Origin of the sequence: Kaistia sp. 32K (genome assembly GCF_016629525.1) — a bacterium.
GTDB lineage: Bacteria > Pseudomonadota > Alphaproteobacteria > Rhizobiales > Kaistiaceae > Kaistia.
On sequence record NZ_AP024269.1, the window covers coordinates 4,083,012 to 4,098,483 of the forward strand.

Consider the following 15,472-nt stretch of genomic DNA (forward strand, 5'->3'; position numbering starts at 1 on the left):
TGACTGGGATTGCCCGTGACCGGCAGAGCGCCGGGCGCTGCCTTCGATGAAGTGTTCGCCGAGGATCCCCCGGCTAGATGCCCCTCAGGAATGCCCCGGATAGACAAGGATCGGGTTCGCGAACGCCGCGGCCTCGGCGCGGATGTGATCCGGGTCGAAGGCGGCGTGCGTCAGCAGGCCGTAGCGGAACCGATGCAGGCCCGGCTGCGTCAGCGGATAGTTGGTGTTCCAGTAATTGTTCATCGGCCAGGCCAAGAGCAGCGGGTCGGCATCGCGCGGCACCGCGTCGAGCGGCGGACCGAAGTGGAAGCCGCCGGCCATGGCGAGCGGCGCATCCGGCAGGAATAGCGACGCACCGCGATCCACGGTGTGGATCGACGCGAACGTATCCGCCGTGAACCAGTTCCGGCAGGCGCCGGGCAGCTGCTGCTCGTCGAGCGCGACGGGCAGGCCGGCGGTGTCGAAATGGCTGCGCCAGCCGGCGTCGAGATTAAGCGGCAGGGCGAAATAGATCGCCTCCGGATCGGCATAGGCCAGCTTGTCGACATCGCATTCGACCGTGACGACCGACGTGTCGGCGCGCAGGGTGATCCGCTGCTTGAGCCCGCTCGTCCCCGGCGCGTCGAACAGACGCTCGAGCGTCACGCTGCCCGGCGTGCGCGTGACGACGCAGCTGCGCAGCCGCGTCGCCCGCTCGCGGATCGCCCGCCAGGGCTTCCAGCAGGACTGGTCGATCTTCTCGCGGTCGAGGTCGCGATCGTAATAGGCCTCGCGCCGGCCATCGACCAGGGCATCCGGCCGCTCGCGCACGAAGTCGAAGAAGTCGTAGTCGCCATTCGCCGGACAGACGTCCCAGTCGAGCTGCTTGTCATAGAGGCCAAGGATCCGCCCGGTGTCGGGATCATAGGAGAGCCGGTGCGTCGGCGACTCGATGACGGCGTGCCCGGTGCGCGCGATTTCGAGGCGGACATTGTTGAAGGCGCGGAAGCTCGCGGGCGAGCGGCGGTCTTCGTGGAAGACACGGAGATCATCCTCGGCCGCGGCGAGATCGGCGAGCGGCAGGCGCACGACGCCATGCGCCGGCACCTCGAACGGGCCGCACACATCCGCCTCGCCCGGCACGTCCGGCTTGAAGCGCTCCGTCCGCAGGCGGGGTCCCGGCTTCCGCCACGCCGTCGGGATCTCGACATATTCGCGCCGGGCGACCGGCGACGGATTGAACAGGACGACATGGTCCGGCGCGCTCTCCGAATGCGCGGGGTTGCGGGCCGTCGCCTCGAGCTCGTGGGTGAGCACGTATTTGGCGAGTTCTCCGGCCTCCACGGCAGGCGCTGCCTTCAGCGCATCCTGAATGACGCCGTTGTCGTCCTGGGCGGCCGTATCCCAATAGGTCCAGGTATGCTCGTCAAACAGGTCGAGCAGGTCGCGCGCGCGATCCGCCGCGCGCGTCACGGCGCCGGAGCGGCTGTCGCCGGCGAGCTGGTCGGCAGCATCAAGCGCGCGCTTCGCCGCGCGGGAGCGGCGCACGAGGGTCGCCGTGCTGGCGCAACCGAAATTCCAGTAATCGGTCCAGTCTCCGTCGAGCAGCGGCAACTGATCGTCCGGAATGGCCTTGATGCGCTCGGCCAGGTCCTCGGTCGTGACATAGCGGATGGCCGGCTCGCGGCCTTCCTCGTTCCAGCGACGGATCAGCTCGGCGACCGCCGGATTGGGCGGCGCGTTGTCCCACATCTCCGGCGCGGCGGTCGTCGTCAGGTAGAGGAAGTCGTGCGGATAGCCGATGCGGTCGAGATGACCGACATAGTCCGAGAGACCGCTCGCCATGGAATCGAGCGACCGTTCCCAGCTCAGCAGGACCTGGTCGAACATGGTGTAGTGGTTGCCGTTCATCACCCTGAGCTCCCGGCCGGACGGGGTCCGCCAGCGGAAGATGCCGGGGCGCGGCTCGACATGGTTGCCGAGATGCCGGTTGACCGCCATCACCAGCAGATCGACGCCATGGTCGAGCAGCAGGTCGGCGAGCGGCCACGGCACGCCCGTCACGTCGTGCTGAAGCGCCGTATTGATCCGTGCGCCAAAGCGCTCGCGCAGCTCGGCGACCGGCGCCAGCTGGCGCGCCAGCTGGTCGGCGCCGTTCAGCGCGGTAACGTTGTAGCGCATGGCGCCGATGGCGAGCCGCCCGGCCTCGACCATCCGCCGGAACCGCGCCTCGTCGGCGGCGCTTGCCGTCTCCAGCCATTTGAGCACCGGCGAGGTGACCTCGCAGGTCCATTTCGGCTGCAGATGCGCCGGCCAATCCGCCGTCTCGTCGAGCAGGTCCAGCGCCTGGTCGATATATTCGCGCTGCAGCTCCCAGATGATCGGCTGGCTATGGGTGTAGCCGACGTCGAGATGGCTGTGGTGAAGGACGAGGATTTCTTTGAGTTTCATGCGGAGTCCTGCACGGAAATTGGCACGACGAGGCTCGGACGCAGGCCGAGCGCGCGCCGCGGGAAATTGGGATGAACCGTCTGGAGCGTTTTCGAGCGAGGCGCGGGCCGCGCCCTTACTTGACCGCTCCACTGGTAAGGCCGGCGACGAACTGCTTCTGCACGAGCAGGTAGCCCACCACCGGGATGACGGCGGCGAGGAACATGATGCCGAAGACCTGGCCGTAATCGGTCGAGTAGGTGCCGAGCGCCTGATAGATGCCGGTGGTGATGGTCTGGCCCTGGAGCGGACCGAGGATGAAGAGCGGGTTGAGGAAGTCGTTCCACACCCAGAGGCCGATGAAGATGGCGACCGTCGCGGTCGCCGGGCGCAGCAGCGGCATGACGATGCTCCACCAGATGCGCAGGTCGCTCGCGCCGTCGACGCGCGCCGCCTCGATGAGCTGGCGCGGCACCGTGCGAAGGAAGCCGACATAGACGAACACGGCGAACGACATGTAGCCGCCGCCGATATTGGAGAGGATCAGCCCGGGATAGGAGTTGGCGAGGCCGATCTGCTGCAGGAGCGACACGATCGGCTGCAGCACGACCTGTGGCGGAACCATCAGCCCCATCGCGAACAGCGCCAGCAGCGGCGCCTTGATCAGGGTCCGCTGCAGCGAAATCCAGAAGCTGAGGGCGGCGGCGAAGGGTACCAGGATCACCAGCGTGAGCCCGGTCACGAAGGCCGAGTTCAGCAGGCCGGCCTGCACCATCCGGTCGCTGCGGGAGAGCGCGGTGACCAGATTGTCGAGGGTGAACGGAGCCGGCAGCGCCAGCGGGTTGGCGAGGATCTGCTCCTGGCTTTTGAAGGCGCTGGCAAGCGCGATGTAGATCGGCAGCACGAAGGCGAAGGTAACCAGCCAGGATATGGCGAGGTGCCCGCCCCGGCCGGCGATCTCGCGCCGGTTGGCGACAATCCGCCGATAAGCCGAGGGACGGGCGGGAAGCGTCGCGTCGGCGCGGTTCGGCATCGTATTCACAGGCGTTCCTCCCGGCGGCGGAGAATTCCCGACGTGCCGTATGAGATCAAAGCGGTGAGAGCCAGCAACAGCATGGCGATCGAGCTGGCATAGCCGAAGCGGTTGCCGGTGAACGCCACGTCGATCAGGTAGTAGGCGACCGACTTGGTCGAATTCGCCGGCCCGCCGCCGGTCAGCACGACGACGATGTCGAAGAGCTTCAGCGTCGTGATCAGGCTGAGTGTCACGCAGATGGTCATGCCCGGCGCGATCATCGGCAGGGTGACATTTCGGAAGCGGCCGAACGCGCCGGCGCCGTCGATGCGCGCGGCCTCATAGAGCTCCAGCGGCACCGATTGCAGCGAGGCCGTATAGACCACGGTCGTGAAGGCCACCGTGACCCAGCTCACCACGACGCAGATCGAGAAGGTCGCAAGCGTCGGCGTCCCGATCCACGATATCGGACCATCGGTCAGACCCAGGTTCTGCAGGGTGACGTTGAGCAGCCCGTTCTGGGTCAGGATGCTCCGCCAGATGAAGGCGACGATGACGCCGGACAGCACCTGCGGGATAAAGATCAGCGTGCGCATCACGCGGTAGCTCGCCCGGGCGCGATTAAGCAACATGGCGATCATCAGGCCGAGCACGTTCGCGACCACGGCCACGAACACCGTGACGATGAGCGTGAAGATGAGGCTGCGCAGCAGCCGCTGGTCATGGAAGAGCGCGATGTAGTTGTCGAAGCCGACATAGGAGCTCTCGCGGCGCAGCGGATTGCGATCGGTGAAGCTCGTCAGGAAGCTCTGGATGACCGGGTAAAGGAGGAACGTGGCGTAGAGTCCGATCGCAACCCAGGCGATCGCGGCAAGGCCAAAGGATTGGCGCCAGACGGCGAGCTTGCTGTTCATGTCGATTCTGTTCTTGAGACGGTTCGTCCGGGTGCCGCGACGACGCCGCGACACCCGCATTGACGTTGCGCTTGGCTTACCTGCCGGTCGCGGCATCCCAATCGGCGTCGAGGCGTGCCAGCTGGCCGGCGACGTCGGTATCGGAGAAGAACGACTGGGAGAGCGCGTAGAACAGGTCGTTGACGCCCGGCGCCAGGGCGTTGTCGTTGTTCACCCAGCCGAAGGCCGAGACCTTGGTGCTGTCGGCCGTCGCAAGGCCGTAGGCCTCCTCGAACAGGCCGCTGACCTTCACGCCGAAATCGGCAAGCGACAGCTTCTTCATCATCGGGAAGGCGCCGTCGGTCTCGATCAGGGTCGCGAGGTTCTTCGGATCGAGCGACCAGGCCTTGGCGAAGGCGATCGCCTGGTCGGGAGCCTTCGATCCCGCGCTGACCGAGGTCGTGCCGCCGACATTGAACGGGATGACGATCGTGCCGTCATCGGTCGGCCAGGGGAACACGCCGACATTGGCGGCCTTCTCGGCGCTGATATAGCCCGAGCCGGTGAGCCAGCTGCCCTGCGCGTACATGGCGCTCTTGCCATCGAGGAAGTTCTTGTTGGCCGTGGTGAAGTCGACGCTGAGCGCACCCGGATCGTAGGCGCCCATCCCGACCAGATCGACGGCCTTCTGCATCGCCTTGGCGAACAGCGGATCGGAGAACTTCACCTCGCCGGCGAAGCGCTTGCGGATCCAGTCCGGATCCTTGCCCAGCACATCCGCGCTGGCGAGCGCCACGAGCGGCATGCCGGCGGCCCAGGGCTCGGCGCCGGCAAGCTCCATCGGCGTGACGCCGCCGGCACGCAAAGTCTTCACGACGTTGACCAGCTCCGCCCAGGTCTTGGGCGGCTGCAGGCCATGCTTCGCGAAGACGTCCTTGTTGTAATAGACGAGCGGGATAACCTGCGCGTTGGTCGGCGGAATATAAACCTTGCCGTCGATCGTATTGCCGCCCGGCTGGATGAAGTTTTCCTCCAGCCAGCTCTGGTCGAACGGCAGCAGCAGCTCCGCCTCGATGAAGTCCTTGGGATTGATCGAGGCGAGAATGTCGGGGAACTGCCCGCTGGCCTGCAGCTGCTTGGCATAGGCGTTGCGGTCGGCGCTGGGGGAGATGATCTTCTTGACCGTGAGGCCCGGGACCTTTTCGGACGCGCGCGCGATCGAGCCGTCCCAGAAGGTCGCGTTCAGCGCCGGCGTCTCGAACGTCATGAAGGTGAGCGGGGCATCCTGCGCATGCGCGGGCATGGCGGCGGCGCCAACGGCAAGCGCCGCGGCGGAAAGCAGTCGAATTAGTCTCACGTCATCCTCCTTGGTGAGCCAGGTTCGGTCTATTATATCCAAACGATGGAGTAATTATTTTTGGCAAGCTAGATCGCCGGCACAAACCCGTCAAGCCGGTCTTGTCAGGCGATCCGGTCGGTGATCAGCAGCGAGGAAGGACGGGGGGAGAGTACCGTGTCGAGAACCAGGCAGGCGGCGCCGACAGCGCCCACCTCGACGCCGACCCGCGACAGGCCGAACCGGATCTCGTGACGCGTGCTTCGGATCGGCGACGTCTGCACGACATAGGCGATGGTCGGCAGGACCAGCGGACGGAGGCGCGGCCAATAGGGACCGGCGAAGACGACTTCCGGAATGTCCAGAATGTTGACCAAAGTCAGCACGGCCGAGGCCAGGTTGCGCCCTGCCCGCTCGAGAACAGCAAGCGCACTGGGCCTGCCCTGCTCGGCCTCCGTCAGCAATCGCTCGAAGCCGGTTTCCACGTCGGCGTCGGCCGGCAGGATCCCCTCGCGCACGGCCTGCTGAACCAGATATTCCGGCGTGACGAGGTGGCCCAACTGCTGGCTCGGCGCATCGGGCACGCCGCTGTCATTGACGATGATCCGGCCGCCGTCGCCCGCATTGCCGGTGGCGCCGCGGCGGATGGTGCCGTCGAGCACCAGGCCGGTGCCGATACCGGCGCTGAGATAGACGAGGGCAAAGTCCCGCCGGCTGGGCTCGCCGAACCAGATCTCCGCCGCCGCCGCCGCGATGACCTCCTTGTCGAACATGACATCTAGCCCGGTCGCTGCGGCCACGGCATCCCGGATCGGCACGTTCCACCAGCCGAGCATCAAGGGCGGGTCGACCATCACGCCGCGCGCGGCATCGACCGGCCCCGGCGTCGCCAGCCCGATCCCGAGGATGCGATCCCGGTCGATCCCCGCCGCCTTGGCGAGGCTGTCCACCTGCTCGGCGATCTCGGCGATCACCGCCTTGGGGTCCGTCGCCGAGGGGGTTCGATGCATCGACCGCGCGAGAATCTGCCCCCGAAGGTCGAGCAGGACATAGGTGATGAAGCCGGGGTCTATATGCACGCCGATGGCGAACCGGGACTGCGGATCGAGGCGCAGAAGCACCGGCGGCTTGCCCGGCCCCTGGATGACCGTGCCGGCCTCCATGACGAGCCCCTGCGCCAGCAGCTGCTTGGCGGCGTTCGACACGGTTTGCGGCACGAGCCCGGTCCGCACCGCGATCTCCGCGCGGCTGATGCCCTCCGGCGCGCGCCGGATCAGCTCCAGAATGACCGACTGATTGAAGGAGCCGACGGCCGGCAGGTTGGTTCCGCGATGCATCCCTTCTCCCCGATTTTATCCATACGTTAGACGAATTAATCGCCTCCCGCGAGGACTCGGGCGTTCCAACCCTCAATTTCTTTACCGCATCCCTCCGTCGGATGTCTGCATTCGGATGCCCGCAAAGAAGGCCCGCCCGCTCCGGCGGAGCCCTCCGAGCCAGCCCTATTGGCGCTTGGACACCAGGTCGACACCGTCCCAGGCCCAGCCGGAATGGTAGCCCGCCAGTTCGGTCTCGAGGGCGCGGATCTGGGCCTCTTCGAGCGGACCCGTTCGCGCAAAGATGAAGGCCTTCCGTCCCTGCGCCAGATCGAACGGCCCGGCCAGCTTGCTGTAAGCAGCCCCGAAGCCTGATCCCTCAAGAATGTGGGCCGCCGGAACAGTGACGACGCGCTGCGAGGTTTCGGGCAGATGCAACGGGACGGGATCGGCCACCACGGCATATTTCGCCCGGATTGCCTGCAATCCCAGCCCGTCGCGCTCGTCGACCTGCGATGCCCAGGCGATCCTGGATCCCATGGTTTGATCCAGCGCATCGAGCAGGGAGTCCGACAAGATCGGGCTGGAGGCAAACACGGCGAATTTGTCGCCATCGGCCGTCAGGCCTTTGAGCTCGGCAATGAGGCGCTGGTACTCGGGATAATTCTCGACCTTCAGCGGAAAATAGGTCTCCCTCGGCGCCAGAGCGGCGATGGCCGGCAAGGCGGCGTTCGGGCCCGGCAGCAGGGCCACCGCGAAAATGGCCACGCTGACCAGGACGCCCGTGACGGCTGCGACAGTGCGAAGCGTGGCGGGCAAGAGGGACAACACCCACAGAAAGCCGAACATCGCGACCGGCAAACCCCAGAAGAACATGGGGAGCCCGTGCTGGACACTTGGCGCCTGCGTTCTCGAAAACAGGAAGCAGGTCAGAAACGCCGCCGCTGCCATGAACAGGATCGGGGTCGATAGCGCGACAACCGCGACGATCAGGCCGATTGCGAAGGCAGCCGCGTAAAACGGCCCGATACGCCGATAAAGCAGGGACAATTGATCGAGCCAGGGCGTCTGATAGGCGACGTACAGATCGCTATACGAGGTCGTCAGCACGCGGTAGGCCAGATCCCGCTGGAAGGCGAACAGAAGGACACCTGCAACGCCCACGATGATCGGGAACGCGATGGCCATCTCCCGCATCCGGGCCGGCCTGTTCTGCGATTCATAGGCCAGCCGAACCGTCGTCACCACGAAGGTGCAGACGATGAGCGCGAGGCAGGCATAGGCGTACCAACGGCGCAGCAGGAATGCCGTCCAGAGCAGCGCCCCGACCGCGATGGCAGTTCTGACAGTTTGGCGCGACAGGAAGTCCGACCGGAGGATGAGCCAGGTCGCGATCCCCAGCGGGATCAGCCCGGCGATGTCAGGCATGCCCCGCAAGGTGGCCTGCCAGAACGGCGGGAAGCAGACCGTAGCGATCACGACGAAGATCGCGGACGTATCGGAGTTCCCCAGACCGTATTGGCGGGCGCTGCGGATGGACAGCGCCGCCGAGATTAGCGCGGCCGGCAACAGAAAGCAGGCGACGATGGCCAGGATATAGCCCGCCCGGCTCGCGCCGAACGCCATATGGAAAGGGAACAGCAGGGCGATGCTGGAGGCGTTGTAGTCGTCGGCCCGCACCGAACGAGCCATCTCCTTCGCCCACGCGCCGGCATCGGCGGGCAGGAGAGCGCCGAAATGCTGGTAAAATCGATAGTACAGGCCCCAGTCCCAGATATAGGCCGGGTCCTCCATCGCCACGTATCCGTAGCAGAAGAGGGCAATCGCATACCCGAAGAACAGGGCGCCGACCGTGATCGAGAGGTGCTTTGCGCGGATCATTCGGCCGACTTCGTCCTCTCGGCGATGATGAAACGGGGGCGGCGTTTTACTTCGAGGTAGATCTTGCCGACGTATTCCCCGACCACTCCGATGCACAGGATGTGCAACCCGCCCAGGAACAGCAGCGGCAGCAGAGTGGACGCCCAGCCGGGAACGGTAGTCTGCGGCGAAAACAGTCGAACGCAGAGAACGTAGATCCCGGACAGGATGGAGCCGAGAAACACGCCCCCACCGACGAAGGCCACGTATCGAAGCGGCGCAACGGAGAAGGACGTGATCCCGTCGATCGCCAGGCGCAGCATTTTGCCGATGGTGTATTTCGTCTCGCCGGCTACCCGCGCCTGCCGGGCATAGGGGACCAGCATCACGCTGAACCCGATCGTCGGGATCAGCCCCCGGAGGAACAGGTTCACCTCGCCATGATCGAGCAGGGCGGCCAGCGCTTTCCTGGACATCAAGCGGAAATCGGCATGGTTCTCGATGATGTTCACGCCCATCAGCCGGAGCAGCCGGTAATAGGCATTGGCAAATCCGCGCTTGCCGCGGCTGTCGGAACTGCGGTCCTGACGAACCCCGAGCGCCATATCGGCCCCTGACTCGTAAGCGTCCAGCATGGCGGAGACAGCGTGGATGTCATCCTGAAGATCGGCATCCATCGTGACCACCACGTCGGCCGTGGCTAGCGACAGGCCGGACAGCATGGCTGCCTGATGGCCGTAATTCCGCGAGAGCTTCACGCCTTCGATTTCGGGATTGGCCTCGGACAGACCTTCAATGATGCCCCAGGTGCTGTCCTTGCTGCCATCATCCACCAGCAACAGCCGGAACGACATGGCGTCGTTGGAAGGCGAGGCAACGAGATCACGAAAATAGGCCGCGATCTTCGGGGCCGTAATCGGCAGCGCGTCCTGCTCTTGATAGCAGGGAACAATAACGTCGATGCTATACGGATTCCGCCTTATGGACACTGCTGAACACCCAAAACTTCATAAGCAGGAAGAAGGTGATGTTGTAAGTCAGTATGGCCATGACGATCCCCGTCGTCCGCCGTCAAAGCATTCGACCTGATTTTCGACATAGATTACGGATCGCCCGTCGAGCCGTCAGAGGGAAGGTACGCAGCGATCTCGCTTTGCGGCAAGCGACAATCCCGAAATTCAGCAAAATTGCTGGAGAAAACGGGGATATCGCCGACGAGGACCAGAACTCACCGACGAAAATCCGCGCATGTAAAGAATTACTACTAAGGTAACATTACGGAATATCGGGATCGAAAGATCGATCCACGCCAGCTCCCGTGCGCCACGTTTGGCAAGGCTGATCTCCGTATCGACCGCCATTGCCCCTGAGGCCCGCCCGCAGACGTCCAGAGACCGAGGGGGACAGAGCCAACCCATCGATCCATCAAAGCTTTGGTGTCCCGGAAGGGAATCGAACCTTCTCAGCGCTCCTGACGAGGCTCACACTGTCGACTCGCCGGCGGGAGCGGATTTCTGCCAGATTTCGGGTTCGACGTGCCGCTCGGGCTGCGCGACGAAGAGGTTTTCGGGGCGGCTGAGGCCGAGATTTTCGCGCAACGTCGCCCCTTCATATTCGGTGCGGAACAGGCCGCGTTCGCGCAGGATCGGCACGACGCCCGCGATGAACTCGTCGAGACCGCCCGGCAGATAGGGCGGCGAGACGACGAAACCGTCGGCAGCACTTTCTTCGAACTGATGCTGAAGGATGTCGGCGATCTCGGTGGCCGTGCCGACAAAGCGCTCGCCGAGGCGCGTGGCGGCGACATGGGTCGCGATCTGGCGAATGGTAAGATCGAAGCGCCTGGCCCGGTCGATCACGCCCTGCCGCAGCGAGTGCCCGCCTTTGGTCGGCGGTATCTCGGGCAGCGGACCATCCAGCGGATAACCGGAGAGATCCACGCCGCCCAGCGACATCTGCAGCCAGGACAGCGCCAGATCGGGATGGATCAGATTGTCGAGATAGGCCGCCTTTTCCGCGGCCTCCCTGGCCGTCGCCCCGATGACCACCTGAATGCTGGGCATGATCTTGAGGTCATCGGCCCTTCGACCATGGGCCACGACGCGCTGTTTCATGTCGGCGTAGAACGCCTTGGCCACATCGAGCGGCGGATTGACCGTGAAGATCGCGTCAGCCGTCCGGGCGCCGAGCGAGCGCCCCGCAGGGGAGCCGCCGGCCTGCACCAGCAGGGGGTGCCCCTGCGGCGCGCGACCGACATTGAGCGGGCCATGCACGAAGAAGTTGGGACCATCATGGCCAAGCGCATGCAGCTTGTCGGGATCGAAATAGCGCCCCGATTCCTTGTCGAGCAGGAAGGCATCGTCCTCCCAGCTGTCCCAAAGCCCGCGCACCACATCGATGAACTCTTCGGCGCGCTGATAGCGCGTATCGTGATCGTTCAGCGTGCGCTGGTTGAAATTGTGCGCTTCGTTCTCGCCGGTCGAGGTGACGGCGTTCCACCCTGCCCGTCCCTTGCTGATGTGATCGAGCGAGGCAAACTTGCGGGCGATGTTGTAGGGCTCGTTGAACGAGGTCGAGGCGGTGGCGATCAGGCCGATATGGCGGGTGCCCATGGCAAGCGCCGCCAGCATGGTGATCGGCTCGAGCTTGCCCACATCCATGCGCGAAAAGGCGTCCTTGCCCTCGACGCGCCGGAACCCCGGACCATCGGCGAAGAACACCGCGTCGAACTTGGCCGCCTCGGCGCTCTGCGCCATGGCGAGGAAATAGTGGATGTCGTGCAGTCCGCCGGCGTGCGCCTCGGGATGGCGCCAACCGCCCATCTGGTTGCCGGTATTGAGCAGATGCGCGAAGAGCTTGATCTGTCGCCTGGGAGCGGCCATGGAGGGTCTCAATTGGTGCGGTTGCGGGGCGGCAGACGCCCGTTGAGAGCGTGGTCGCCAATGCGCAGATAGCGCCAGCGGCTCGGGTCGTGCAGCGTATGGGTCCGCGCATTGCGCCAGTGGCGATCGAGGCCGATCAGGTCGGGCCGCGCGAACTCGGCCGCAATATCGAGCAGGCCCGCCGCGATATCGATGGCAAGCTCGCCGGCGTGCACCTTGACGACGCTCACCTCGAGCGAGAAGCGCTGCACGACCGCTTCGGTCAGTGTCTGCGAGGCCAGGGCGCGCAGCGAGTCCAACGCCTCGGCAAACAGGGCCTCGCTGGCCGCGAGGTGCGCGGAGAACGCGCCGAGATTTCCCAGAATTTCGTCGGGAACAGGGTCGGCGCTCGCTGCGATGAGATCAACGATTCCGCTCAGCGCGGCACGCGCGATGCCGAGATCGATGCCGACATGCGCAAGATTGGCGCCGGCATTGCCGGTCGTCGGGACCTCCGAATTGAGCCAGCGGGGCAGGATTTCGTCGGCCGCGACCACGACATTGTCGAGGATCGCCGTGCCGCTGCCCGTACCGCGCTGTCCAAGCCCATGCCAATCGTCGAGTAGCGTCAGCCCGTCGCTGCCGGCGGCGACCACGGCGATGGAGGGTTGCCCGTCGTCGCCGACGGCCAGCACCGAGACGAAGTCCGCGCCGGTTGCACCGGTCGAATAGAATTTGCGACCGTTGAGCCGGTAGCTGCCATCGGGCTGGGCCGCCAGCCGGGTCGCGGTGATTTTGGCATGGGCGACGCCACGCTCGGCGGCGGCATTGCCGAAGCGCGCGCCTCGCACCACCTGCGGCAACCATCGCGCCAATTGCGCTTCGGTCGCCGTGCGGATCAGGGATTCCAGTATCCCGTAGTGGATGGTCATGATCTGGCCGACCGAGCTGTCGCCAATGGAAAGGCGGCGCGACACTTCCAGCGCATCGGCGAAACCGAGGCCAGCGCCGCCAAAGGCCGTCGGCACCGTGATGGCCAGCAGGCCGCTGCGAGCGATCGCCTCCAGCTCTGCCTTGGGAGTAGCTCGCTCGCGGTCTCGCTGGGCCGCATCCCTTGCGAGATGCTGGCTTATCGCGTCGGCGCGTCGATACGCATCGGCACGATCGACCGGCACGCCGACGGGAATGGGGAGAGCCTCGCTGGACGAGCGCCTCTGCTCCAGCGCGGTACGTCCGGCTGCCAGCCGCGCCGCTCGAACGGGTTCACGAGACGCCGTCTCCAGCACAGCGCGATGATGACGGCCAAAGTCGCTGGGATCGTCGGTCGTGCTGGTGCCGCCCGCTTCGAACAGGAAGCGCACGGCACGCCTGGCGACGTCGCCTGCGAGCAGGCGCGCTTCGGCTTGCCCAATCGTCTCGGAGCGGCGCGCCGCCAGCGCGGCGGCGAGCTCCACCGCGAGAGCGCCGGCGGCGTGAACGATCGTCGGCTCCTCGCGAACCGGCAGTCCCTCCGCTTCGAACCACGGCCGCGCCGCCGTCGCGAGGAACGACACGGTGTCTGCGAACGCCGCCTCGGCGACGGCCAGATCGGCATCTGTTGCATCCAGAACGTCGTCGCGATGCGGTTGAACGGCGACGTTGGCGCTCATGCCGCCCCCTCGCCACGCGCAGCCCGCGCCGCTTCGAGCGGGCCAGCGTCGATGAACGCGTCGAATTCGAACGCGTCGATGAACTTGGCATCGCGCAGATGCTCGTACTTGGCCTTGAGCAGCGCCACGCGCGGTGCGCTCAGGGATACATCGGCCTGTGCATGCAGGCGCGGCGAGTAGGCCTTGTCGAGCAGGTCTTCCGGCAGCCCCGTTTCACGCGCGAACAGGCGGCGCGTGTCATCGGCGTGGTGAATGGCCCATTGCTGCGCATCCAGCAGCCGGCCGACCCAGCGCGCCACGAGATCGGGGCGTTCAGCCAGCAAGGGCGCCGACACGGTCAGGATGCAGGGCGTGCCAAAACCGTCGCTGTCATCCTCGTTGCCGCGCAGAACCACAACAGGATGCGCGCCGGTGGTGCCTGACAGGATCGCCGTCAAAGCGCCATCGCTGTAGATGGCATCGACCTTGCCTCTATAGAGCGCCGCCACCTCCTCGCGCTGCACGGCAAATTGGCTATTCGCCCCCCAGAGCGACTGCCCCGCCGTCGAGCCGCTGGTGGCATCCGCCACATATTCGCGACTGACGGGAATCTCGACCAGCTCGACGTCCTCGCGATCGATGACGCCGCTGGCGAACAGTGCCTTGTAGCCACCCAGAACCGAGGCACGCCACCAGTCCACATCGTCGTTCAAACGCACCGGCACGCCGAGCCGCTTGCCCTTGAGATCGGCAGCGGTCTCGATGCCGGCACCTGGCAAGGCATAGATGCCGTGCACCCGATCGTGCCAGGCAATGCCGACAACCTTGATATCGGCGCCGCGCGACTGCGAAATCAGCGGCGGGACATAGCCGCCGAAGCGGAACGAATTGGGCTGCGAATGGCGGTAGTGAGAGAGGTGCACCTGGCGGTCCGTCGAGGACGCCAATGAACGCACGGCGATGCCGTCAGCTGCAAACTCGGCATCGAGCCAGCCCTCGCGGATCGCGATCGTGGCCGCCGTCGGCGCGGGGCAGCGCGTGTACCAGAGTGTGTCGATAGCCATGCCCTATGCCTCCACGCCGATCGATTGCTGGGCGGCCAGCGCGTTGCGTGAAGGGCCGTGCTTGTCCAGGAGTTGCGCCACTTCCGGCCGGTCGAGAAACACGAAGCGCCCGTGGTCCCAGAGGATTTCATCGTCGAAGCGGATCGTCGCGTTGAAGAGCGATCCGCAGATCTCGCCCGGATCGGACCCCACGATATGGAAATGGGTATAGCTGGGGCTGCCGAAGGCGACCGAACCCCAGCGGCCGAGATCATCGATCGCGCGCCCCGCGAAGAAGGTCGTCGGGTTGATCCCGGTGTGCCAGGAATTGAGCGCCCGTGCGTCCGCCCCGAACAGCGCGGCGACGCGATCAAAATGCGCCTCGGCGCGCGCCGCCTGAACGGGCTCCCCCCCAAAACGGGTGATCTTCCCCTGCTCGATCTCAAGCAGAAGTGGGCTCTCCAGCGGCACGATGGGATCGTCATATTGGTGGATCGACGTCGACAGCAGCGCCAGGGTCAGGGCGAGACGACCACTGGCTCGCGCGCTCGAAATCGGCGGAAAGATCATCACCGGAAAGTTTCGCACCGCGAACGGCGTCAATTCCGCCGGCTTGCCGGCGTCGCTGGGCTCCAATGCCATGCGGAGATCGCTGCCATTGGGGCAGGTCAGGTGATAGCTGCGGGCCGCTGCAATTCGCTCGACCACCAGATCGTGCAGCTCGGCGACGAAGGCGTAGGGAAGCCTGCCGAACGGAGCGGCCAGGCTCTCGGCATCCAGCACATAGGAGACGGTCTTCGTGCCGGGGCCCGGCAATTTTAGGAACCGCGCCTGGGAGCCGAGGCGACTGAAGAAGAGTGTGTGATCCGCCGCTGCGATCTTGTCGAGCACATGCCGCGGGAAGTGCTCGGGACCCGCCGGCACGCTCTCGACGATCAAAGTCGCATCGAGCCCGCGCGCCTGCGCGGCGTCCACGACCTGCCGACCGAGTTCTCCGCGATAGAACGTCTGATCCTCAGGCTCCGCCACCACCAGAAGCGACTGCCCGGCAGCAATACCGATGCAGCCGTCGAGCACGTTGGCGATGCCCGCAGCAAGGTCTGCACTCACT

At 65.5% G+C, this 15,472-nt stretch carries 11 protein-coding genes; all 11 read right to left on the minus strand.

The features are described from left to right. Positions 1-84 precede the first annotated feature (84 nt). Positions 85-2,430, minus strand: coding sequence for a hypothetical protein (locus K32_RS18905; RefSeq protein WP_201400990.1), 2,346 nt, complete (start codon positions 2,428-2,430; stop codon positions 85-87). Positions 2,431-2,545: 115 nt separating this feature from the next. Then, positions 2,546-3,442, minus strand: coding sequence for a carbohydrate ABC transporter permease (locus K32_RS18910; protein WP_244670006.1), 897 nt, complete (start codon positions 3,440-3,442; stop codon positions 2,546-2,548). A 5-nt stretch (positions 3,443-3,447) separates the two neighbouring features. Then, positions 3,448-4,338, minus strand: coding sequence for a carbohydrate ABC transporter permease (locus K32_RS18915; protein WP_201400992.1), 891 nt, complete (start codon positions 4,336-4,338; stop codon positions 3,448-3,450). Between the two features lie 76 nt (positions 4,339-4,414). Further along, positions 4,415-5,674, minus strand: a complete 1,260-nt coding sequence (locus K32_RS18920; protein ID WP_201400993.1) for an ABC transporter substrate-binding protein — start codon at positions 5,672-5,674, stop codon at positions 4,415-4,417. A 104-nt stretch (positions 5,675-5,778) separates the two neighbouring features. Then, positions 5,779-6,990: an ROK family transcriptional regulator gene (locus tag K32_RS18925; protein WP_201400994.1), complete on the minus strand. Its 1,212-nt coding sequence runs from the start codon at positions 6,988-6,990 to the stop codon at positions 5,779-5,781. A gap of 165 nt (positions 6,991-7,155) precedes the next feature. After that, positions 7,156-8,850 (minus strand): hypothetical protein, encoded by a 1,695-nt coding sequence (locus K32_RS18930; protein WP_201400995.1) that lies wholly within the window; start codon positions 8,848-8,850, stop codon positions 7,156-7,158. Continuing rightward, on the minus strand, positions 8,847-9,818 hold the full coding sequence (locus K32_RS18935; protein ID WP_244669620.1) for a glycosyltransferase family 2 protein: 972 nt from the start codon (positions 9,816-9,818) through the stop codon (positions 8,847-8,849). The genes K32_RS18930 and K32_RS18935 overlap by 4 nt, the downstream gene beginning before the upstream one ends. Positions 9,819-10,310: 492 nt before the next feature. Continuing rightward, positions 10,311-11,711: an LLM class flavin-dependent oxidoreductase gene (locus tag K32_RS18940; protein ID WP_201400996.1), complete on the minus strand. Its 1,401-nt coding sequence runs from the start codon at positions 11,709-11,711 to the stop codon at positions 10,311-10,313. 8 nt (positions 11,712-11,719) lie between these two features. Continuing rightward, positions 11,720-13,339, minus strand: a complete 1,620-nt coding sequence (locus K32_RS18945) for an acyl-CoA dehydrogenase family protein (RefSeq protein WP_201400997.1) — start codon at positions 13,337-13,339, stop codon at positions 11,720-11,722. Continuing rightward, complete coding sequence (locus K32_RS18950; RefSeq protein WP_201400998.1) at positions 13,336-14,382, minus strand: ABC transporter substrate-binding protein; 1,047 nt, start codon at positions 14,380-14,382, stop codon at positions 13,336-13,338. Before K32_RS18950 ends, K32_RS18945 begins: the two co-directional genes overlap by 4 nt. A 3-nt stretch (positions 14,383-14,385) precedes the next feature. Then, complete coding sequence (locus K32_RS18955; RefSeq protein ID WP_201400999.1) at positions 14,386-15,471, minus strand: hypothetical protein; 1,086 nt, start codon at positions 15,469-15,471, stop codon at positions 14,386-14,388. Position 15,472 lies beyond the last annotated feature (1 nt).

Bases quoted from the DNA above. Each gene is read 5' to 3' on its own strand.
- K32_RS18940 (WP_201400996.1), bottom strand. From the start codon at position 11,711: ATGGCCGCTCCCAGGCGACAGATCAAGCTCTTCGCGCATCTGCTCAAT.
- K32_RS18905 (WP_201400990.1), bottom strand. From the start codon at position 2,430: ATGAAACTCAAAGAAATCCTCGTCCTTCACCACAGCCATCTCGACGTC.
- K32_RS18910 (WP_244670006.1), bottom strand. From the start codon at position 3,442: ATGCCGAACCGCGCCGACGCGACGCTTCCCGCCCGTCCCTCGGCTTAT.
- K32_RS18925 (WP_201400994.1), bottom strand. From the start codon at position 6,990: ATGCATCGCGGAACCAACCTGCCGGCCGTCGGCTCCTTCAATCAGTCG.
- K32_RS18950 (WP_201400998.1), bottom strand. From the start codon at position 14,382: ATGGCTATCGACACACTCTGGTACACGCGCTGCCCCGCGCCGACGGCG.
- K32_RS18915 (WP_201400992.1), bottom strand. From the start codon at position 4,338: ATGAACAGCAAGCTCGCCGTCTGGCGCCAATCCTTTGGCCTTGCCGCG.
- K32_RS18945 (WP_201400997.1), bottom strand. From the start codon at position 13,339: ATGAGCGCCAACGTCGCCGTTCAACCGCATCGCGACGACGTTCTGGAT.
- K32_RS18930 (WP_201400995.1), bottom strand. From the start codon at position 8,850: ATGATCCGCGCAAAGCACCTCTCGATCACGGTCGGCGCCCTGTTCTTC.